17 protein-coding genes are annotated in these 20,511 nt (G+C 70.2%); 10 read left to right on the forward strand and 7 right to left on the reverse strand.

Annotation, left to right across the window (positions count from 1 at the left end; genetic code table 11):
• Window positions 1-307 precede the first annotated feature (307 nt).
• On the reverse strand, window positions 308-673 hold the full coding sequence (locus tag Ato02nite_RS05270) for a DUF3499 domain-containing protein (protein ID WP_213005235.1): 366 nt from the start codon (window positions 671-673) through the stop codon (window positions 308-310).
• 271 nt (window positions 674-944) lie between these two features.
• Here Ato02nite_RS05270 and Ato02nite_RS05275 point away from each other — a divergent pair, with 271 nt between their 5' ends.
• Window positions 945-1,325, forward strand: a complete 381-nt coding sequence (locus Ato02nite_RS05275; RefSeq protein ID WP_189205811.1) for a metallopeptidase family protein — start codon at window positions 945-947, stop codon at window positions 1,323-1,325.
• Here Ato02nite_RS05275 and Ato02nite_RS05280 read toward each other — a convergent pair.
• The 3 genes from Ato02nite_RS05280 to Ato02nite_RS05290 all read right to left on the reverse strand — a co-directional run bounded on the left by Ato02nite_RS05280 (window position 1,322) and on the right by Ato02nite_RS05290 (window position 5,422).
• Window positions 1,322-1,579, reverse strand: coding sequence for a WhiB family transcriptional regulator (locus Ato02nite_RS05280; protein ID WP_203802391.1), 258 nt, complete (start codon window positions 1,577-1,579; stop codon window positions 1,322-1,324). The two genes, Ato02nite_RS05275 and Ato02nite_RS05280, sit on opposite strands and share 4 nt — an antisense overlap.
• Window positions 1,580-1,916: 337 nt before the next feature.
• Window positions 1,917-4,424 (reverse strand): bifunctional FO biosynthesis protein CofGH, encoded by a 2,508-nt coding sequence (locus Ato02nite_RS05285; protein WP_213005237.1) that lies wholly within the window; start codon window positions 4,422-4,424, stop codon window positions 1,917-1,919.
• Between the two features lie 92 nt (window positions 4,425-4,516).
• Window positions 4,517-5,422 carry a hypothetical protein gene (locus Ato02nite_RS05290; RefSeq protein ID WP_213005238.1) on the reverse strand — a complete coding sequence of 302 codons (906 nt, stop codon included), beginning with the start codon at window positions 5,420-5,422 and terminating at the stop codon, window positions 4,517-4,519.
• 114 nt (window positions 5,423-5,536) lie between these two features.
• Between Ato02nite_RS05290 and cofD the strand changes: the two genes are divergently transcribed.
• Genes cofD through Ato02nite_RS05300 form a run of 3 tightly spaced genes read left to right on the forward strand, consistent with a single transcriptional unit; the run spans window position 5,537 to window position 8,149 of the window.
• Complete coding sequence (gene cofD / locus Ato02nite_RS51345; RefSeq protein ID WP_246606130.1) at window positions 5,537-6,493, forward strand: 2-phospho-L-lactate transferase; 957 nt, start codon at window positions 5,537-5,539, stop codon at window positions 6,491-6,493.
• On the forward strand, window positions 6,490-7,545 hold the full coding sequence (locus Ato02nite_RS51350) for a coenzyme F420-0:L-glutamate ligase (RefSeq protein ID WP_246606131.1): 1,056 nt from the start codon (window positions 6,490-6,492) through the stop codon (window positions 7,543-7,545). The genes cofD and Ato02nite_RS51350 overlap by 4 nt, the downstream gene beginning before the upstream one ends.
• A 46-nt stretch (window positions 7,546-7,591) precedes the next feature.
• Window positions 7,592-8,149 (forward strand): NUDIX hydrolase, encoded by a 558-nt coding sequence (locus Ato02nite_RS05300; protein ID WP_213005239.1) that lies wholly within the window; start codon window positions 7,592-7,594, stop codon window positions 8,147-8,149.
• A gap of 5 nt (window positions 8,150-8,154) precedes the next feature.
• On the opposite strand, the gene Ato02nite_RS05305 is transcribed toward Ato02nite_RS05300, so the two are convergent.
• Window positions 8,155-11,772: a midas domain-containing protein gene (locus Ato02nite_RS05305; RefSeq protein ID WP_213005240.1), complete on the reverse strand. Its 3,618-nt coding sequence runs from the start codon at window positions 11,770-11,772 to the stop codon at window positions 8,155-8,157.
• A gap of 263 nt (window positions 11,773-12,035) precedes the next feature.
• Between Ato02nite_RS05305 and Ato02nite_RS05310 the strand changes: the two genes are divergently transcribed.
• Window positions 12,036-13,979, forward strand: coding sequence for an acetoacetate--CoA ligase (locus Ato02nite_RS05310; protein WP_213005241.1), 1,944 nt, complete (start codon window positions 12,036-12,038; stop codon window positions 13,977-13,979).
• Between the two features lie 55 nt (window positions 13,980-14,034).
• Here Ato02nite_RS05310 and Ato02nite_RS51355 read toward each other — a convergent pair whose 3' ends face one another.
• Window positions 14,035-14,313 carry a hypothetical protein gene (locus tag Ato02nite_RS51355; RefSeq protein WP_246606133.1) on the reverse strand — a complete coding sequence of 93 codons (279 nt, stop codon included), beginning with the start codon at window positions 14,311-14,313 and terminating at the stop codon, window positions 14,035-14,037.
• On the opposite strand from Ato02nite_RS51355, the gene Ato02nite_RS05315 reads away from it, so the two are divergent.
• Window positions 14,306-15,052: a glycoside hydrolase family 64 protein gene (locus tag Ato02nite_RS05315; RefSeq protein WP_246606135.1), complete on the forward strand. Its 747-nt coding sequence runs from the start codon at window positions 14,306-14,308 to the stop codon at window positions 15,050-15,052. The genes Ato02nite_RS51355 and Ato02nite_RS05315 overlap by 8 nt on opposite strands.
• On the opposite strand, the gene Ato02nite_RS05320 is transcribed toward Ato02nite_RS05315, so the two are convergent.
• On the reverse strand, window positions 15,049-15,774 hold the full coding sequence (locus Ato02nite_RS05320; RefSeq protein ID WP_213005243.1) for a TIGR03089 family protein: 726 nt from the start codon (window positions 15,772-15,774) through the stop codon (window positions 15,049-15,051). The two genes, Ato02nite_RS05315 and Ato02nite_RS05320, sit on opposite strands and share 4 nt — an antisense overlap.
• Window positions 15,775-15,934: 160 nt before the next feature.
• Between Ato02nite_RS05320 and Ato02nite_RS05325 the strand changes: the two genes are divergently transcribed.
• From Ato02nite_RS05325 to Ato02nite_RS05340, 4 genes are all read left to right on the forward strand, one after another.
• Window positions 15,935-17,083, forward strand: coding sequence for a glycosyltransferase family 4 protein (locus Ato02nite_RS05325; RefSeq protein ID WP_213005244.1), 1,149 nt, complete (start codon window positions 15,935-15,937; stop codon window positions 17,081-17,083).
• Between the two features lie 19 nt (window positions 17,084-17,102).
• On the forward strand, window positions 17,103-18,218 hold the full coding sequence (locus Ato02nite_RS05330; protein ID WP_213005245.1) for a mannose-1-phosphate guanylyltransferase: 1,116 nt from the start codon (window positions 17,103-17,105) through the stop codon (window positions 18,216-18,218).
• Window positions 18,219-18,314: 96 nt separating this feature from the next.
• A complete protein-coding gene (gene lexA, locus Ato02nite_RS05335) occupies window positions 18,315-18,935 on the forward strand; it encodes a transcriptional repressor LexA (protein ID WP_213005246.1) in 621 nt (206 codons plus the stop codon).
• A gap of 85 nt (window positions 18,936-19,020) precedes the next feature.
• A complete protein-coding gene (locus tag Ato02nite_RS05340; protein ID WP_246606137.1) occupies window positions 19,021-20,511 on the forward strand; it encodes a PstS family phosphate ABC transporter substrate-binding protein in 1,491 nt (496 codons plus the stop codon).

Below are 20,511 nucleotides of genomic sequence, written 5' to 3' on the forward strand. Positions count from 1 at the left end.
AACCACCACTTGAAACCGCCGTCCGCACGCCAAGTCCACAAGGTCGCCCCTGGCCGGGCTGTCGGCGTCGGACATAGGCGGTATGTCATGTTCTTCTGACCGCTGGGTGGTCCAGGGTGTGGAAGCGCTGCTCATCAGGCGGGACCATGCCCAGGAAGCGGGACGACAACCCGGTATCCGAGCGCGGCGACCATCATGCGGGAGGTCGATGGCCTTCCGCGCGATAAGTGTCCAGCTCTCCGTTTCGGGGAGCCTGGGCTGGGGTCACGTTCTTTCTGGAGTGGCGGGACCCGACCCGAAAAGATCTCTAGTGGGTCGGCGGAATCACCCGTAGGTGTCCACGCCGGCCCGTCTGGTGGCCGGGAAGGTCCTGCTCGTCGCTGCGCGGCGGCGGGGCCGGCGGCCGGGCCGCCTCACGCACGGCGTCGGCCAGCGCGACCAGGTCGTCGGTGGTGGGGGGTGGGGGCGCGAAATCACCGTCGTGCCGAACCAGATCCCAGCCTCGAGGGGCGGTGAGGCTGCGGGCGTGCGGCTCGCACAGGTCGTACGTGTGGGGCTCGGCGAACGCCGCCAAGGGGCCGACGACGGCGGTCGAGTCGTTGTAGACGTAGGTCAGAGTGGCGACCGCCTGTCGGGGACAGCCGTTCCGGGAGCAGCGCCGTGGTGACCTCACGGCGGCACGTTATCGCCCCGGAGGCGTGCACGCGCCTCGAAACCGCGCGACACGCCGACCCGCCGTGCATCACGATTCGGCTATAGGCGGGTGACACGCCGCCCCGTTGGGACGAATTCCGGCCGGACACGCGGCGAAACCCGGCTGTCACCGAGTACCCCCTGCGGAGGACTAGAGTTGCGAGGTGACCACCAGCCCTGAGCGCCGACGCAACACGGCCCGCAGAGACGGCCCGGGTCATCCGACCCGCCGCGATCGCCACGGCCGTGGTCTGCGCGGCCGGCTGGTGCCGGCGACCGTGCCCCTGGCCCGCACGAAAGCGGAGATCTTCGACGATCTCGTGCTGGACACGGTCGAGAGCCTCGAGCGGCGCTACGCGAAAGAGCTGGCCGGCGTCGAGTTCGCGGTGGAGGACGTGCCTCCCGATCTGAACGTCTACGACTCTGACGTGCTCGAGGACGGCGAGGTGCCGCTGGCCCGTCTGCTGCCCGGCCGCCCCGGCCGGCAGGAGCTTCCCCCTCGGATCGTGCTCTACCGGCGGCCGCTGGAGTTCCGGGCGATGGACCGCGAAGACCTCGCCGACCTCGTCCACGATGTGATCATCGAGCAGGTAGCCAACCTGCTCGGCGTTGATCCCGACGAGCTTTCTTAAGCCACTCGCCGCTTCAGCTTGCGGCGTTCACGCTCGGACAGTCCACCCCAGATGCCGAAGCGTTCGTCGTGACCCAGTGCGTATTCCAGGCACTCCCCCTTGACCTCGCACCGGCCACAGATCCGCTTCGCCTCCCTGGTGGAGCCGCCCTTTTCCGGAAAGAAAGCTTCCGGATCAGTCTGCGAACACAGCGCCCGCTCCTGCCACTCGGGCGCGTCCCCGAGCAGGTCTACCCCTTCAACCTGCGCTTCCATCGGCGTGCCTCCCAATTCCCGCGCCGGCATCACTGCCGGCGCTGACCCCCCACGCACGCGGCGTGTTTTTTGCGGAGCGAACGCGAAAGTTACGTAGCGCCCGACCCCACAACCCCACCCGAAATTACACGCGTGTAAGACGTGCGTCGTCAAGCCGAACCTGATAAATAGGCCCGTTTCCCCGGCGCGCCTTCGGCGCGTCGTGGTCCCGTTCCTGCCCTATCTCTCAGGAGCCACACAGGGTTACGCCACCCTGGCGCGTCACGTCCAATTTAACCCGATTTGTGACCTTGTAACCAAGGTCCATTCGGTTGAGGTGATCAACCCGACAGGGGGGCTACCTGCGGCCGTACACAGTCGTTCTCTCCACCGCCGGCCGTCCGGCCGCCGCCGCGAGCTCCTTCAGCTCCGCAACCGTGCGGGCCGAGCCGTGCTCCGAGCCCGCCATCCGGGAGATCGTCTCCTCCATCAGGGTGCCGCCAAGATCATTGCAACCGCTGTTGAGCATCACCCGGGTGCCGTCGTCGCCCAGCTTCACCCAGGAGCACTGGATGTTGTTGATCCGGCCGTGCAGCAGGACCCGGGCCATCGCGTGCACGACCCGGTTCTCCCGCCAGGTCGGGCCGGGGCGGGCCAGGCCGGCGAGGTAGATCGGGGCGTTGGTGTGGATGAACGGCAGGGCCACGAACTCGGTGAAGCCACCGGTCACGTCCTGGATGCCGGCCAGCACCCGGAAATGGCCGAGCCACTGCCGAGGGTGGTCGACGTGGCCGTACATCATGGTCGAACTCGACCGGATGCCCACCTGGTGGGCCGTGGTGACCACGTCGATCCAGGTGCTGGCGGGCAGCTTGCCCTTGGTGAGCACCCAGCGCACGTCGTCGTCGAGGATCTCGGCGGCGGTGCCCGGGATGGTGTCGAGGCCGGCCTCGTGCAGCTCGGTCAGCCACTCCCGGATCGGCACGCCGGCCTTGGACGCGGCCGTGACGATCTCCATCGGGGAGTACGCGTGCACGTGCATGCCGGGCACCCGCTGCTTCACGGCGCGCACCAGATCGGCGTACGCGGTGATCGGCATCTTGGGGTCGATGCCGCCCTGCATGCAGACCTCGGAGGCACCGTCCTGCCAGGCCTGCTCGGCCCGGTCGGCGACCTGCTCGACGCTCAGCCGGTAGGCGTCCGCGTCCTTCTCCCGCTGGGCGAACGCGCAGAACCGGCAGCCGACGTAACAGACGTTGGTGAAGTTGATGTTCCGGTTCACCACATAGGTGATGTCGTCGCCGTTGACCTCCTTACGCAGGTCGTCGGCGATTCGGGCGAGTTCGTCGAGCGCCGAACCGTCCGCGTTGAACAGGGCCATCGCCTTGTCCTCGTGCTCCGGCAGCAGCAGCGCGGCCGGGTTCTCGCCGGCCAGCTTGAGGCCCGCGAGCACGTCGGTCGGCAGGCTCTTGGCGCTGTCCGTGGTGATGTGCGCGGCGACCTCGGTCCAGTCGCCGTAGACATCGTCGAAGTCGGAGCGGCGATCGCCGGTGCGACCGGTGGTGTCGATCGTGGCGAACAGATCGGTGCGGCCGGTGCCGAACGCGTCGTCCGGCTCCTGCCACGGCATCCCGGTGGGGATCGCCTCTTCGTCGGCCAAGCCGTCGGGCAAAGCCAGCGCTGCCACGTGGGCCGCGAGGCGGGGATCCAGCCAGCCCTCGTTGGCGCGCTTCACGAACTCCGGATAGATCGTGAGTCGCTCCCGCAGGACGAATCCGGCTTCAGCCGATTTTTCCCGCAGAAGGTCGATCTGCGGCCATGGCCGCTCCGGGTTCACGTGGTCCGGGGTCACCGGCGAGACGCCACCCCAGTCGTCGATGCCGGCCTTCAGCAGCAGGGAGAACTCGGCGTCGATCAGGTTCGGCGGGGCCTGGATGCGGGCCCGCGGGCCCAGGATGATCCGGCCCACCGCCACGGTCGCGGCCAGCTCACGCAGCTCCGCGTCCGGCATCCCGCGCATCGCCGTGTCCGGCTTCGCGCGGAAGTTCTGGATGATGACCTCTTGGATGTGCCCGTACTCCCGGGCGGTGCGGCGCATCGCGAACAGCGCGTCGACCCGCTCGGCCCGGGTCTCGCCGATGCCGATCAGGATGCCGGTGGTGAACGGGACGCCCACCCGGCCGGCATCGTCGAGCACGCGTAGGCGTACCGCCGGCTCTTTGTCCGGCGAGCCGTAATGCGGACCGCCGGGCTCGGACCACAGCCGGGTGGCCGTGGTCTCCAGCATCATGCCCATGCTCGGCGCCACCGGCTTGAGCCGCTGCAGCTCGGCCCAGCTCAGCACGCCCGGGTTGAGGTGCGGCAGCAGGCCGGTCTCCTCGAGCACCGCGATCGCGCAGGCCCGCACGTAGTCGAGGGTGGAGTCGTAACCGCGCTCGTCCAGCCACTCCCGGGCCGCGGGCCACCGCTCCTCCGGCCGGTCGCCCAGCGTGAACAGCGCTTCCTTGCAACCCTGCGCCGCGCCCTGGCGGGCGATCTCGAGGACCTCGTCGCGCTCCAGGAACGCCGCCGGCAGGCGGTGCGGCACGGTCGCGAAAGTGCAGTAATGGCAGCGGTCGCGGCAGAGCCGCGTCAGCGGGATGAAAACCTTACGAGAGTACGTGACGACGCCCTCCCGGCCGGCCAGGCGCAGACCGGAGTCCCGGATGCCGCCGGCGATCGCCAGCAGGTCGTCGAGCGGATCACCGGTGGCCGCCAGCAGCGCGGCGGCCTCCTCGGCATCGATGGCCTTGCCGTCGGCGGCGCGGCGCAGGGCGCGGCGAATACTCGCCTCGGTCGGAACCGGTTCCTCGTTGACCTTTACCACGCAGTGCAGCCTAGGCCGGAAACTGACCGGTTGCCCCGGTCGTGCCCGGGCGCGCGCAGTGGAATAGGACACGGCGCCCGGGCACGCGGCGTTTACTGCCGGGGCGGATCCTGATCGGCCGGCCCGTAGCCCGGCCGGTCATCGGTGATCTTCTGGGTGCGGTCCTCGCCCTCGGCCTGCGGTGCGGCCTGCGGCACGACCTGAGTGGGCTCGCTCGCGGGAGCGGCCGGCGGGGTGAACGCGGCCGGCGGCGGGGCGGTGGGCATCGGCGTCGCCGGCTGGTTCCACGTCGGGGCCGGCTGGCCGTACATTCCCGGGGCCGCGTAGCCCGGCTGGCCGGGCGCCGGCGGGTAACCGCCCTGCGCGGGCGGACCGCTCTGCGGCGGCGCACCGAACGGCTGGGCCGGGCCGGGGTGGCCGGGAGCGGGCTGGCCGGGCGGCGGGCCGTAGCCGGGCTGGCCCGGGAAGGCGCCGGCCTGGTTGTACTGCGGCTGGCCGTAGACGCCCGGCTGCGCCTTCGGGCGCGGCGTGTAGAACATGTTGCGCCAGATCAGGAACACCGCGTAGGCCGCGACGGCGAAGACGGCGAGCCACGCCACCCGCACGAGCAGACCCTCGAACGCGCTGCGGGCGCCGTTGTGGCCGGCCTCGTTGATCAGGCCGATCAGCACGCCGAAGAACAACCCGAACACGGCCATCACCGCGTACTCCACGACGGCCACGATGACGATCAGCTGCGCCTTCGGGTGTCGCGGCTCGACCAGCAGCGAGAGCAGGACGGCCCCGATCGGGAAGGCGATGGTGGCAAGGTTGATGAAGCCGCCGAAGCTGCCCTGGGTGCGGTAGCTGAAGCCGTCGCCGAACAGGTCGACGATCGCCACGAGCAGGAACACGGCAACCGCCCCGACCAGGGCATATGCCGCGAGATCGCGGAGGGGGCGAAGGTACTGGCCGGCCGATCTGCCCTCGCCCGGCGTGGGCTGCGGTTGGCTGGTCACGGATTCTCCCTGACGGATGATGATTTTGAGACCGGCCCAGCGTAGACCGGTCGTGCATGTGGCGCCGCTTACCCGGAGGGCACTTCTGTCATACCCGTGCGGGAAGATGTCGCCATGCGGATCGTGGTCCTCACCGGCGGTATCGGCGGTGCGAAATTCCTCGTCGGCGTGCGTGCCCATGCGCGGGCCATCGGCGCCGACGTCACCGCCGTGGTCAACGTCGGCGACGACGTGCGCATGCACGGCCTGCAGATCTGCCCCGACCTCGACAGCGTGATGTACACGCTGGGCGGCGCCCACGACCCCGAGCGGGGCTGGGGCCGGGTCGGCGAGAGCTGGGTGGTCAAGGAGGAGCTCGCCGCCTACGGCGTCGAGCCGTCGTGGTTCGGCTTGGGCGACAAGGACACGGCCACCCATCTCGTACGCACCCAGATGCTCAGCGCCGGTTTTCCCCTGTCCGCCGTCACGGCGGCGTTGTGCGAGCGCTGGCAGCCCGGCGTCACGCTGCTCCCGGCCACCGACGACCGGCTCGAGACGCACGTGGTGGTCGATGTCGACGGCGAGCGCAAGGCCATCCACTTCCAGGAGTGGTGGGTCCGCTACCGCGGCGACCTGCCCACCCACCGCTTCGTGTTCGTCGGTGCCGACGCGGCGAAACCGGCCCCCGGCGTCCTCGACGCGATCGCGGCCGCCGACGTGGTGCTGCTGGCCCCGAGCAACCCGGTGGTCAGCATCGCCCCGATCCTCGCGGTCGACCCGATCCGCGAGGCCCTGATCGGCACCTCCGCCCCGGTCGTCGGGGTCTCCCCGATCATCGGCGAGTCCCCGATCCGCGGCATGGCCGACAAGTGCCTGGCCACCCTCGGTGTGGCGGTGAGCGCGGCCGGCGTGGGCGCGCTCTACGGCAGCCGCGCCGACAACGGCCTGCTCGACGGCTGGCTGGTCGACAGCACCGACGCCGGCACCGAGGTGCCCGGCGTCCCCACCCGGGCCGTCCCGCTGTGGATGACCTCCGAGGAGACGACCGCCCAGATGGTGCGCGACGCCCTGTCCCTGGCCGGTGTCTCGTGACCGGGCTTCAGATCCGGCCGGTGCACGGCATCGGTGACGTCACCGCCGGCGACGACCTGGTCGAGCTGATCGCGGCGGCCGCCCCCTGGCTCGCCGACGGCGACGTCCTGGTCGTGACCAGCAAAATCGTCTCCAAGGCCGAGGGCAACCTGGTCGAGGTCCCGGCCGACGGCCCCGAGCGTGACGCCGCCCGGGCCGCCACCCTGGCCGCCGAGACCGCCCGGGTCGTGGCCCGCCGCGGCCCCACCACGATCGTGCAGACCCACCACGGTTTCGTGATGGCCGCGGCCGGCATCGACGCCTCCAACGTCGACAAGACCCACCTGGTCCTGCTGCCGGCCGACCCCGACGCGTCAGCCCGCAGCCTGCGCGCCGGTTTCCGGGCGCGCGGCCTCGACGTGGCGGTCATCATCTCCGACACGATGGGCCGGGCCTGGCGCAACGGCCTGACCGACGTCGCGCTCGGCGCCGCCGGCATCCCACCGTTCCGCGACCACCGCGGCGAGACCGACCCCTACGGCAACGAACTGCAGATCACCCAGATGGCCGTGATCGACGAGCTGTCCGCGGCCGGCGAGCTGGTCAAGGGCAAGGTCGACAACGTCCCGGTGGCCGTGGTGCGCGGCTACCTGAAAGCCACCGCGACCGACGGCCCCGGCGCGGCCCCGCTGCTGCGCGACGCCGAGAGCGACATGTTCAGCCTGGGCACCGCCGAGGCCCGGGCGGCCGGCCTGCGCGACGCCGCCCAACTGCCCGACACCCTCCAGCACGACCATCCCGCCCCACCGGTCGACCCGGAGGCGGTGCAACGCGCCCTGGAGACGGTGGCGACCCACCTGTCCCGCACCACGACGGTCACCCCCGCCGAGCCCTCGGCCACCAACGCCGTCGCGCTGCACCTGCAGACCCGCGACACCACCGCCGCCGGCCTGATCCGCCTCGGCGCCGACGCCCACCGCCTCCGCGCCGCCCTGGCTGCCGAGTCGGTGACGAGCATCCCGCTACCGCACGACGACGGCATCCGCCTGGAATTGTCCGGAGCCGCGGAATGAGCGCGACGTGCCGCGACATCCCTCTCGAACTCCTTGGAGCCGCCACGTGAGCGCCCTCTACGACGACGCGGTCCGGGTGCTCGGCGCCTGGCGGGCCACCACCGAGGAGGGCGACCTGGCCCGCAAGCGCGCCCTCGAGCTGCTCACGGCCGGCCCGGTCGCGATGACCAGGGCGCACCGGCCCGGCCACATCACGGCCAGCGCGCTGGTCGTCGACCCCGACGGCCGGGTTCTCCTCTGCCTGCACGGCCGACTGGGCAAGTGGATGCAGCTGGGCGGCCACTGCGAGCCCGGCGACGACACCCTCGCCGCGGCGGCCCTGCGCGAGGCCACCGAGGAGTCCGGCATCCCCGGCCTGCGCCTGGACCCCGACCCGATCGACGTGGACGTCCACGAGGTCCGCTGCGGCGGCGCGGAGGGCACGCCGGCGACCCCGTCGGTGCACTACGACGTGCGCTTCCTGGTCCACAGTCCGGCCGGCGCGACCGAGCAGATCAGCGAGGAGTCCTCGGCCCTGGGCTGGTTCACCCCCGACGCGCTGCCGTCTCCGCTGGCCTTGGCGACGGCCCGCCAGATCCCCCCGGCGCTATCCCGCCTGAGCTGACCAAGTCAGCTCTCGTCGTCGGAGGGCGGCCGCTGCGCCGGGATGTGCGTGGTGTCCTCGCCCACCTCGTCCGGCGGCCGTTCCATACCGAACACGCTCTTCGGCCGCCCACCCGCCTCGTCGCTCCGGGCCGCGGGCGGCTCGATCCGCCCGGTCGGATCCTCGGCGAAGTTGGGCGCTTCAGCGTCGGCGATGGACACCGCAGGCTCCTCGTTGGCACCGAACGTCACCACCTCGGTGCGCTCCCCCGGCGGCGTGACCAGCTGCGGCCGGATGACCTGCGTACGCTCGGCATCCACGGTCTTCCCGGCCAGCCGAATCACCTGGGTCTCGTCCCCGCCCACGTCCCCCGTGGCGCGGTTGCTGAGGTCGCGGGTCCGCTCACCCAGCCCACGCACGTCCCGGGTAGGCCACTCCCCGATGGGCCGCGACGGAAACCGCAGAACCTGAGTCTGCTCAGCCGAGTCCTTCTCTTTCGGCTCGATGATCCGAGTCCGCTCCCCCGGATCGCTGACCGGGAACGGCAGCAGCTTCCGCTCGCCCGCTTCCCCCAGAGGAAGCCGCAAGACTTGAGTCTTCTCCCCGTCATCCCGCACGGGAAGCCGAACAACCTGAGTCCGCTCGGCGTCGTCGCCCACCGGCAACCGAACCACCTGAGTCCGCTCCGAGTCATCCCCCACCGGAAGCCGAACAACCTGAGTCCGCTCGGAGTCGTCCCCGCCCGGAAACTGCACCACCTGCGTCCGCGAGCCGCCGTCCCCCACCGGAAACTGGATGACCTGCGTTCTCTCCCCGTCATCCACCACCGGAAGCCGAACAACCTGAGTCCGCTCGGAGTCATCCGCGACCGGAAGCCTGATGACCTGAGTGCGGTCCCCGGGTTCCCCACCCGGAACCAGCACCCCGGCGGCCCGCTCCCCGGTTCCCCCTAGCGCTTCCGTGGTCTCGCCGTCCCCCACCGGCCCGACCAATTCCTCGCCGCCCGCGTCACCGGGCTCATCCCCGCCCCGAGCGCCGAACGCGGCATCGTCCCCCGCCTCAGACACGGCGTCGCCGCCCGGCTCAGATCCGGCGTCATCGCCCGGCTCGGGCACGGCGTCATCACCCGGCTCGGATCCGGCGCCTTCGCCCGTCGCGGATTCCGCATCGTCGTCGGCCTGGGCCTGCGGCAGCGCGTCCGCACCACCACGCGCAGTCAGCCCTTCCACCGCCGCGGCGTCGCCATCTTCAGCAGCCAGGCTTGCCGTCGCTTCGTCCGCCACCGCGCCTTCGACGACAAGAGCGCCGGCCGCGTTTGCGGCAGTCGAATCCTCGCCATCCCGCGACCCGGAGCCGGCGCTGTCGTCAGCGTCGAATCCGGCACTGTCGCCCGCCTCGGCCTGCGGCATCGCGTCCGCACCACCGCGAGCGGTCAGGCCCTTCACTGCCTCGGCATCGCCGTCTTCGGCAGCCAGGTCAGTGGTCGCTTCGTCCGCCGCCGTGCCCTCGCCGGCCAGGGAGCCCTCGGCGCCCGCGGCAGCCGGGGCATCCCCGCCAGCGGCCATCGCCACGGTCGCTTCGTCCTCGGCGCCCGCGACGACGGCAACTGGCTCGTCGTCGCCGGCGTCGGATCCAGCGGTTTCCCCCTCGACCGACGCATCGGCGGCGTCCGCCGATGGGCCATCGCCGTTGGGCAACTGCTCGTCCGCTGCCCGCACGTCAGCCACCGGCTGGTCATCCTCGTCTTGCACGTCAGGCGCCGGCTGGTCATCACCGATCGGCACCGCAGCCGTCGGTTCACCGGCAGCCTGCGCCGACAACACCGCTGCTGCCGACTCCTCGTCCGCGCCTGTCGGCTCATCCTCGATCGCAACCCCGACAACGGCCGTCGTCGGCTCGTCCCCGTCAACCGGCTCAGCGGCGGCCGGGACCACCGCCGAGTCAGCATCCTCCGCCTGCTCGATCACATCGGCAGTCAGCTCATCGCCTTCGGCAGGCTCAGCCAGATCAGCCGTCAACTCGTCGCCGTCGGCAAGCTCAGCCACATCAGCCGTCAACTCGTCGCGGTCAGCCGACTCAAGTCCATCAGCCGTCAATTCGTCGCCGTCGGCAAGCTCAGCCACATCAGCCGTCAACTCGTCGCCGTCAGAGGACTCAGAAATAGCCAGCGTTGACTCGTCGCCCTCGGCCGACTCAGTTTCATCGGCCGTCAGCGTGTCGCCTTCGCCCGGCTCGGCGATGGCCAGCGTCGACTCATCGCCGGCTGTGGCCTCGGCGGCCCTGCGCTCATCGACAGCGTCCGGGCCGTCCGCTGCCACCAGCCCGGCAACGTCGGCCGTCAACTCGTCGCCCTCGGTCGAATCGCCGATGGTCACCGTCGCCGGTTTGTCGGCGGCCGCCACCGTCTCCGGTGCGGCGTCGCCTTCCGCCGTCGGCTCGCCCTCGGCGGCTGGGCCGTCCGCTGCGGTCGGCGAAACGCCGCCCGCTGAGTCGCTCACCACCGTCGTTGGTTCGTCGCCATCCGGAGCCGGCGCAGGCACAGAGCCATCGGCAGCATCCACTACCGAATCACTCTCGGACGCAAGGCCGTCCGCTGCTGTCTGCTCGTCGTCTGCGGACGCCTCCACCGTCAGCCGGTCATCAGTGGCCGGCCCGCTCATCACCGCGGTCGGCTCGTCGACTTCTACGATCGCGGTGTCCGGCCGGCCTTCCGCAGGCGTCTCGGATTGCCGGCTCTCCACCAACGGCTCAGCCTCGGTGGCCGCCACCTCGTCCTCACCGGCTTGCGCCGGCGTCGCAGAGTCGGCCACCACCGCGGTCGGCTCGCCGTCGGCTGCCGAATCACCCACCGTAACCGTCGGCTCGTCCTCGACAGCCCCCATCACCGTCGTCGGCTCGCCCTCGGCCTCCGGGTCATCCACCGCCGCTGTCGACTCGTCACCGACAGTGCCCGTCGCCGTCGTCGGGTCACTCACCGCAACCGTCGGCTCGTCGTTGCCGGCTTCAACGGCCGTCCTTGGGGCGGCGACGTTCGCGGTTGGGTCGTCGTCTCCACCAGCAACGACGATTGTCGTGTTGTCGGAGGAGGTGGTGGGTGCGGCTGGCAGGCGCATCGGCCTGGTGGGGTCGGAGTCGGTGCCGGTGGAGGCGATCACCGTGGTCTGGGCTGCGGAAATGGCCATGCCGGGGACCGTGGCGGCGCCTCGGAAGCGGCCTATCCGGCCGATCAGCGGCAACACCGGCGGCTCGTATTTCGCCCAGCGGCGCGCGCTCAACGCCGTACAGATCAAGGGAACCGCAAGCAATGCGGCCAGGCCGTAGCCGGGCCGGGAAAGATCGAAACCCTCCTTGGCCACCGAAGGTGGCCAGGCGTCGGCGTAGGCCGACGGGGACGCCAGCGCCCACAGCGTCATGCCCAGGTAGACGACGCCGGCGGCCGCCGGGCCGGCCGGGGAGATCGGGCCGAGGACCAGGATTCCGTACGCGGCACCGGCGAGCAGCAGCATGAGGAGTCCGGTGAAGGTCTCGACGGCGAAACCGTCGCGGCCTCGGGTGGTCAGGTCGCCGGTGAGTCCGGCGCCGGTGAGGACCCACGCGGCCGGCGCCAGGACGAGGGCATACAAGATCGACCTGATGTGACGCACGGTTCACTCCCCGGGTGGTTCCTGACTTGGCACGCTACCCACGCTGGGCAACCGCCGTCATGACCGACTGCACCAGCGCGGGCGCCGGTTTTGCTCGGCCGGGTGGACATAGTTGGCGGCCGATCAGTCAGCGCCGGAATGTGGGCCGGGCACGACGCATCGCGCCGGGTGTGTCGGCCGGCTACATGGACGTACGGCGGAGAGGCGGGAGAGGCTCAATCCTTGATCGAAATGACGGCCTGAACTGAAGTTAAGGTGTGTGCATGACGGGCACAGTGCTGTGGGAACCGCCGGCCGACGTTCGCGAGACCACCCGCATCGGCGCTTATCTGCGCTGGCTGGAGCGGGAGCGCGGGCTGGTGTTCGCCGACTACGCGGCGCTGTGGCAGTGGTCCGTCACCGACCTGCCGGGGTTCTGGCAGTCGATCTGGGACTACTTCGAGGTGATCAGCCACTCCCCGGCGTCGGCGGTGCTGCCCGACGCGACCATGCCGGGGGCGACCTGGTTCCCGGGGGCGACCGTCAACTACGCCGAGCACGTGTTGCGGATGCCGGGGATCGGGGACGACGATCCGGTGGTAATCGCGTACTCGCAAAGCCGGGAATCGATCACCCTGACCGCGCGGCAGTTGCGTGAGCAGGTGCGGAGCGTGCGTGCCGGGCTGAAGGCCCGGGGTGTCGGGCACGGCGACCGGGTTGCGGCCTACGCGCCGAACATCCCGGAGACGTACGTTCTGATGCTCGCCACGACCAGCCTCGGCGCGATCTTCTCGTCCTGTGCACCGGAGTTCGGCACCCGCAGCGTCGTCGACCGGTGGAGCCAGATCGAGCCGAAGGTGCTGGTGGCGGTGGACGGCTACCGCTACGGCGACAAGCCGATCTCCCGATCGACGGAAGTCGCGGCGATCGTCGAGGCGATCCCGTCGATCGAGCACGTGGTGACGATCGGTTATCTGGACGCAAGCGCGGGTGACTGGCAGTCATTGGCCGGCGATGACCCGATGGGTTTCGAGGCGGTTCCGTTCGATCACCCGTTGTATGTGCTGTACAGCTCGGGGACGACCGGCCTGCCGAAACCGATCGTGCACGGCCACGGCGGCATCCTCCTCGAACACCTCAAGATCCTGGCGCTGCACCACGACCTGGGCCCGTCCGACCGGTTCTTCTGGTTCACCACGACCGGCTGGATGATGTGGAACTTCCTGGTCAGCGGCCCGGCGGTGGGCGCCTCGATCGTTCTGTTCGACGGCAATCCCGCTTTTCCGGACATGTCGGCGCTGTGGGATCTGGTCGACGAGGCCGGCATCACCTATTTCGGCACGTCGGCGCCGTTCCTCATGGCCTGCCGCAAGGCCGGCCTGACGCCGGACAAGCCCGGCCTGAAGGCCGTCGGTTCGACCGGCGCTCCGCTGCCGGCCGAGGGCTTCGACTGGGTCTACCAGGCGGTGGGCACGCGGCTGCAACTGCAATCGCTTTCCGGGGGTACGGATGTGTGCACCGGATTCGTCGGCGCCTCACCGCTGCACCCGGTCATCGAGGGCGTGATCGCGTGCCGGGTGCTCGGCGCCAAGGTGGAGGCGTACGACCCGGCCGGCCAGCCGGTGATCGGTGAGCTCGGCGAACTGGTGATCACGGCCCCGATGCCGAGCATGCCGGTGAGTTTCTGGAACGACCCGGACGGCAAGCGCTACCGGGAGGCGTACTTCGACGTCTATCCGGGCGTGTGGCGGCACGGCGACTGGATCACGATCGGTCGCGACGGCACGTGCGTGATCACCGGCCGTTCGGATGCCACCCTGAACCGCGGCGGGGTGCGGCTGGGCACGGCCGAGTTCTATTCGGTGGTGGAGAGCCTGCCCGAGATCGCCGACTCGGTGGTGGTCCACCTGGAGCAGGACGACAACCCGAACGGCGAGTTGCTGCTGTTCGTCGTCCTGGCCGAGGGCCTCGAACTGGACGACGCCCTGATCCGGAAGATCCGCGATGAGCTGCGGTCGGCTCTCTCGCCGCGGCACATTCCCGACGAGATCCATCAGGTACGCGCGGTGCCGCGCACCCTGTCGGCGAAGAAGCTCGAGGTGCCGGTGAAGCGGATCCTGACCGGCACCCCGGTCGAGTCGGCGGCGGCGAAGGGCGCGCTGGCCAACCCGGAGTCACTGGTGGCGTTCGAGGAGCTGGCCCGGGAGCGTGCGGCCGACCCGGCATAACACAAATCAGGCGGCGTCGATCATCACGTTGACCTGCCGGTTTGCGCCCAGGACGCTACGTGATCGTGGCGATCCGATGGCGACTTCTTTCCGTGGTGCTGGTCGTGGCGGGGTGCGCGCCGAGCCCGCCCCCGGCCGCGGCTCCGGTCACGGCGGCGTCCCCCGTACCCGTCTCGATCGCACCGGCACCGCCCTCGTCGCCGCAGGCGGTCCCGCCCTCCTCGCCGCCGGTTTCGAAGCGGCCGGCGAAGGCGCCGACGTCGGCGCCCGACAAAAAGTCCGTTTCGTTCTGGGGTGACACCTCCGGGATCCCCCGGGCGAAAAATGTGCTCACGGTCAAGGTGCTGAATCGCACGAACGGCGCCTATCCCGACAGCAAGGTCTACTGGACCTTCAACGGGCAGACCCACTCGATCGCCGACCAGCCCTATCTGGACATGCCGGCCAACTCGGCCGGCCGGATGTATTTCCACCTGGGCTCGCCGACCAGCAAGTACAACGACTTCGTCGAATTCACCGTCGGCCCGGACCAGTTCAACGGCAACACCACGCGGGTGGACGCCTTCGTCCTGAAGATCGCCATGCGCCTGCACGCAGCCGACGGCTTCGACCAGGAGGTGGGCGAGAGCCGCAAGGTCTTCGCCGAGTCCCGGGCCGCGACGTTCGCCCGTTTCAAGGCCGCGGTCCCCGCCGAGTTCGACCATCTGGCCCAGGGCCTGGACAAGATCCTCTCCCCCGGCGGCGACCTCGAATTCAAGCCGGGCGGCCGCTACGCCGACTACTTCGCCGCCTCCACGAGCGCCGCGACCAGCTCGGAGATCCTCGGCTGCGCCGGCCCGCTGTCCGGAAAGCCGGACGAGTGTGCCCAGCTCAATCGGCACGTGTCCGCAGCCCAGGCCAGCGACCGGAGCGCCTATTACCAGGCCGCCCCGGCCAACTTCTACGCGAAGTTCTGGCACGACAACGCCATCGACGGCCGCGCCTACGGCTTCCCCTACGACGACGTGAACGCCCAGTCCACCTACGTCTCCCACCAGGACCCGCAGTACCTGCTGGTCGCGGTCGGCTTCTAGGTCAGCAGCACGGTCGCCTTCTCCGACTCGGCGCGGGCGGTGGTCTTGGCCGGGTCGAGGTTGGCGCACAGGATCACCGAGGCGCCCACCGCCAGTGGGGTGAAGAGCCAGTCGGCCGGGTCGGGGTAGGCGCGGGTGTCGATCAGGACGCGGTCGCCGGCGCCGAAGCCCAGCTCCGCCGCTCGGACCGTGGCCGTGCGCAGCACCGCGAGGTGGCTCATCTCGACCGGGCCGGCGAGGGCGCGGTCGTCGTCCGCGATCGGCGCGCCGCGGAAGTGGTCGCCGTAGTTGCGAACCTCTGTCACATAGTCGACAAAACCTGGGGGGAGTTCGCGCAGCGGCATGGCGAGCGGCAGCAGTCCGGTGATCAGCCGGTCGCCGGTCGCCCAGGCCATCGCTCGATCCGCCAGCGCAGGGCTCGTGAACAGGGCATCCACCGGCTGCGGCTCGTCGCCGAGGTCGGCTGCCACGCCGGCCGCGGCGGCGCCGAGCACGATCGCGGCGGTCTGCCAGTGCGGCGGGAGCACCACCGCGATGCTGTCCCCGACGCCCAGGCCGAGGCCGTCGATCAACATGTTGGCGGTCTTCGACACCCAGTTGTCGAGGGTCGCCCCGGACAGCTCGGTCCGATCGCCGGTCGCGTCGTCGTACCAGGTCAGCAGTGGGGTGGTCGGGTCGCGGCGAACCGCCTCGGCCAAGGCCTGCGGGATCGTGGTCTGCACCGCACCAACGATAGGCCCGTCACGCTGAGTGACTGATCCTGAACTTGCAATGAGTTCCCGGAAACGCTTCGAATCAGGCGGTGTCGCGGTCACGTGCCCGATGCATTCCGGGCGTAGGCTTGCCAGTGGTCTGAATTACAACCTCTTTGGGAGTTGCCTCGTGACCGCCGGTCGCCCCCCGCGAGTGCTCGTCGACGCCACCAGCGTTCCTGCTGATCGAGGAGGCGTCGGCCGATACGTCGACGGCCTCCTCGGAGCCCTCGGCCAGTTGGATCCGGACAGGGTCGATCTGGCCGTTGTGGCCCAGCGGTCGGATGCGGAGCGTTACAGCCGCATGCTCGGTGACGCTGAGGTGATCGCCGGACCGGCCGCGGTCGCGCACCGGCCCGCCCGGCTCGCCTGGGAGCAGACGGGGCTGCCGCTGCTGGCTCAGCAGGTCGGCGCCAAGGTGCTGCACTCGCCGTTCTACACGTGCCCGCTGCGGGCCGGCTGCCCGGTGACGGTGACCGTGCACGACGCCACGTTCTTCACCGAGCCGGAGCACTACGACAACACCAAGCGCACCTTCTTCCGCAGCGCGATCAAGACGTCGCTGCGCCGGGCCGCCCGGGTGATCGTGCCGAGCAAGGCGACCCGCGACGAGCTGATCCGGCTGCTCGATGCCGATCCGACCCGCATCGACGTGGCCTACCACGGGGTCGACCACACCGCGTTCCACGCGCCGACCGAGGAGGAGAAAGCGCGGGTCCGCGCCCGCCTCGGCCTGACCGACGCCGGTTATGTCGCGTTCCTCGGCGCCAAAGAGCCCCGGAAGAACGTTCCCAACCTGATCCGCGGCTGGGCCCGCGCGGTGGCCGACTGGCCGCACCCGCCGGCGCTGGTGCTGGCCGGCGGCCAGGGCCACGACGACGAGATCGACCGCGCGGTGGCCGAGGTCCCGTCGCACCTGCGGCTGCTCCGCCCGGGCTATCTGCGCTACGCCGACCTGCCCGGCTTCCTGGGTGGCGCGCTGGTGGCCTGCTACCCGTCGTTCGGCGAGGGGTTCGGCCTGCCGATCCTGGAGGCGATGGCCTGCGCCACACCGGTGCTGACGACGCCGCGGCTGTCGCTGCCCGAGGTGGGCGGCGACGCGGTGGCCTACACCACCGAGGACCCCGACCGCATCGCCACCGACCTGGCCGATCTGCTGCACGACGAGCAGCGCCGGCTCACGCTGGCGAAGGCCGGATTCGACCGCGCCAAAGAGTTCACCTGGGCTTCCAGTGCCGAGGTACATGTCACCACCTGGAAACGTGTCGCGGCCGCGTGACCCACTACACTTCGCCAGCATGATTGACCAACAGGGTGCGCTTTACGGCGTCGTGCTGGCCGGGGGCACCGGCACACGTCTCTGGCCGTTGTCCCGGGCCGGCCACCCCAAGTTCCTGCACCCGCTGACCGGTACGGATGCGTCGCTGCTGCAGGCCACCGTCGACCGCCTCGATCAGCTCTCCCCCGCCGACCGCATCCTGGTGGTGACCGGGGTGGCGCACGCCGCCGCCGTGTCCCGCCAGCTCGCCGAGGTCCCCGACGAGAACGTGCTGATCGAGCCGTCGCCGCGAGACTCGTGCGCCGCGATCGCCCTGGCCGCCGCGGTGATCGCCCGGCGCGAGCCCGAGGCAATCATGGGTGCGTTCGCCTCGGACCACCTGATCGCCGACAAGGACCAGTTCACGGCGGTCATCCGGCAGGCTATGGGCGGCGCCCAGCAGGGCCTGCTGATGACGCTCGGCATCACCCCGACCCGCCCGGAGACCGGTTACGGCTACCTGGAGTGCGGCAGCGTGGTCGGTGACGGTCCGGTGCTGGCCGTGCAGGAATTCAAGGAGAAGCCGTCGTACGACGTGGCGGAAAGCTACGTGAAGTCCGGCAACTACCTGTGGAACGCCGGCATGTTCGTGTGGCGGGTCGACGTGTTCCTGGCCGAGCTGTCCCGGCAGCAGCCGCAGCTCGCGGCCGGCATCTCACGCATCGCCCAGGCCTGGGACTCGCCGTCCCGGGAGGACGTGCTCGGTGAGGTGTGGCCGACGCTGCCGCGCATCTCGGTCGACTACGCCGTGATGGAGGGTGCCGCCACGGTGGGCCGGGTCGGCACGGTCTCGGGCGACTTCGGCTGGAACGACGTGGGCGACTTCCACACCCTCGGCGCGGTGCTCGCCTCCGACCACGCCGGCAATGTCGTGGTCGGCCGCGACGGGGCCGACAAGTCGGGCGTGCTGCTGCGCGAGACGGAAAACCTGGTGGTGGTGCCCAGCTCCGGCCGCCTGATCGCGGCCATGGGCGTGCGCGACCTGGTCATCGTGGACACTCCGGACGCGGTGCTGGTGTGCCCGCGCGACCGCGCCCAAGAGGTGAAACAGCTGGTCGACGCCCTGAAGGACTCGGGCGACCACAGCTACATCTGACGCCCGGAGGCCCCTGCGGGGGCCTCCGCGGCATCGGCGGCACCCGTTCGAACGATCATTAGTACAGATGATCGAAAAGTGTAGTATCGTCACCGCATGGCTTCCCCCGCGCAGGAGCTCTCCGCCCGCCAGCAGCAGATTCTGACAATGATCCGTGACTGGGTCGGCCGGAAGGGATATCCGCCCACCATGCGCGAGATCGCCTCCGCGGTCGGCCTGGCCTCACCGTCCTCGGTGGCCCATCAGCTCGATCGCCTCGAGGATCTCGGTTACATCCGCCGCGACGCCCGCGGCTCACGCGCCGTCGACATCCGCTCCTCCGAGCCGGAGACCACACGCGAGGAAGACGTCCGCGTCCCGCTGGTCGGCTCGATTGCGGCCGGCACGCCGATCACCGCCGACGAGCAGGTCGAGGAAGAGTTGACCCTGCCACAGAGCCTGGTCGGCCACGGCACCCTCTTCGCCCTGCGGGTCAAGGGCGACTCGATGATCGACGCCGCGATCTGCGACGGCGACCTGGTCGTGGTCCGCCAGCAGCCCACCGCGGAAAACGGCGACATCGTGGCCGCGATGATCGACGGCGAGGCCACCGTCAAGGTGCTGCGCACCGAGGGCCACCGCATCGACCTGGTCCCCCGCAACCCGGCCTACGACGTGATTCCCGGCAACAACGCGGTGATCCTCGGCCGGGTGGTCAGCGTCCTCCGCCGAGTCTGAGTAAACATTCCCTGAACCCTCGGCGCGATCGTCCACCCGCGACGCCGGACGACCCAATAATGCGGTCATAGAGTTCTGGTGGAGTGTGGCGCTCGCGACCCTGGGTGTGGTCGTCCCCGGGATCGCGGCGCTGTATGAGTTCGTCGTCAAGGGGCGCAAGCGTCTCGGCTATCGGGTCCAGATGGACACCACCGCCAGCAACGTCGTCAAGACCGATCACGACGGGCCGTTCGCGCAGCTGATGGTGGGCAACCGCAAGCTGGAAGACCCGACCATCGTGCTGCTGCGCATCGAGAACAACGGTGCGACGAACATTGACGAGAGCGACTACTCGCGCTCGCACGCCGACGACACGGGCATCACGATCACCTTCACCGACCGCAACGTGGTTGGCGCCGTGATCACCGAGGTCAGCGACAACAACATCAGTTCCAGTTTCCAGAACGGCGGCGGTTTCACCGTCAAGGACACCGTGCTGGAACTGCCGAAGGTCCCGATGAACCGGGGCGAGCACTACAAGGTGCTCTGCGCCCTGGAACGCGCCGACGGCGGAAAGGGCACGCGGCAATATCCACCGCCCCACGTGGAGTGCACGATCAAGGGCGGGGTAAGCGGCGGCCGCATTCAGGAGACCAAGAGCCGCACCGGAACACCCAAGCGCGTGATGGCACTGGTCGGCTTCCTGGTCGCGATCGTCGTCGCCCAACTGTTCATCTTCGCGTCGAGCGGCGACGGCGTTCCCCTCGACTGCGCCTCCGGCCACCTGCGGCTGATCGGTTCCACCGCGTTCGAGCCGGTCGCGCGCGAGGCCGGAAAGTCGTACCAGGACCTGTGCCCCGGCGCCTCGTTCGCCTACGAGTTCCGGGGCAGCGGCGAGGGCCTGCAGACCCTCGACCAGGCCGGCCCCGACGTCCTCGCCTTCTCCGACGGCGAGAAACCGACCGGCCTGCCCCGGCTGCTGCCCAGGCCGATCGCATTCTTCCTGTTCACCCTGGTGGTCAACGGCGACGCCGGCGTCCAGGACCTCAGCCTGGACCAGATCAGGCAGATCTACCAGGGCCGGATCACCAACTGGCAGGAGGTCGGCGGGAGCGACGTGCCGATCCGCCTGATCAGCCGAAACCCCGGCTCCGGCACGAGGGCCGCCTTCCAACGCCGGGTGCTGGCCGGCGAACGCGAACCCGGCAGCAACTCCGACGACTGCCGCACGGTCGACCCGGGCTCCCCGGCCGGCGTGGTCCGCTGCGCCCGCGACACGACGGAGACCGTGCTGCGCACCGTGGCGACGACGCCGGGAGCGATGGGTTACAGCGAACTGGGCGTGGCGGCGGGCCGCAAGGGCCTGGTCTCCGTCCGCATCAACGGCCACCCGGCGACGGTCGCCGACGCCGACCACGGCACATACCCGTTCTGGGAAACAGAATTCGGCTACACGTACGGCGAGCCCGCCGCGAACTCCTTGGCCGCCAGCTTCCTGCGCTACCTGACCAACCAGACGGGCGCCGACATAATCCGCTCCCACGGCGACCGCCCCTGCGCCGAACTGGCCAACCCCCAGCTGTGCCGCCCCACCTGA

Origin of the sequence: Paractinoplanes toevensis (assembly GCF_018332695.1) — a bacterium.
Classification (GTDB): Bacteria; Actinomycetota; Actinomycetes; order Mycobacteriales; family Micromonosporaceae; genus Actinoplanes; species Actinoplanes toevensis.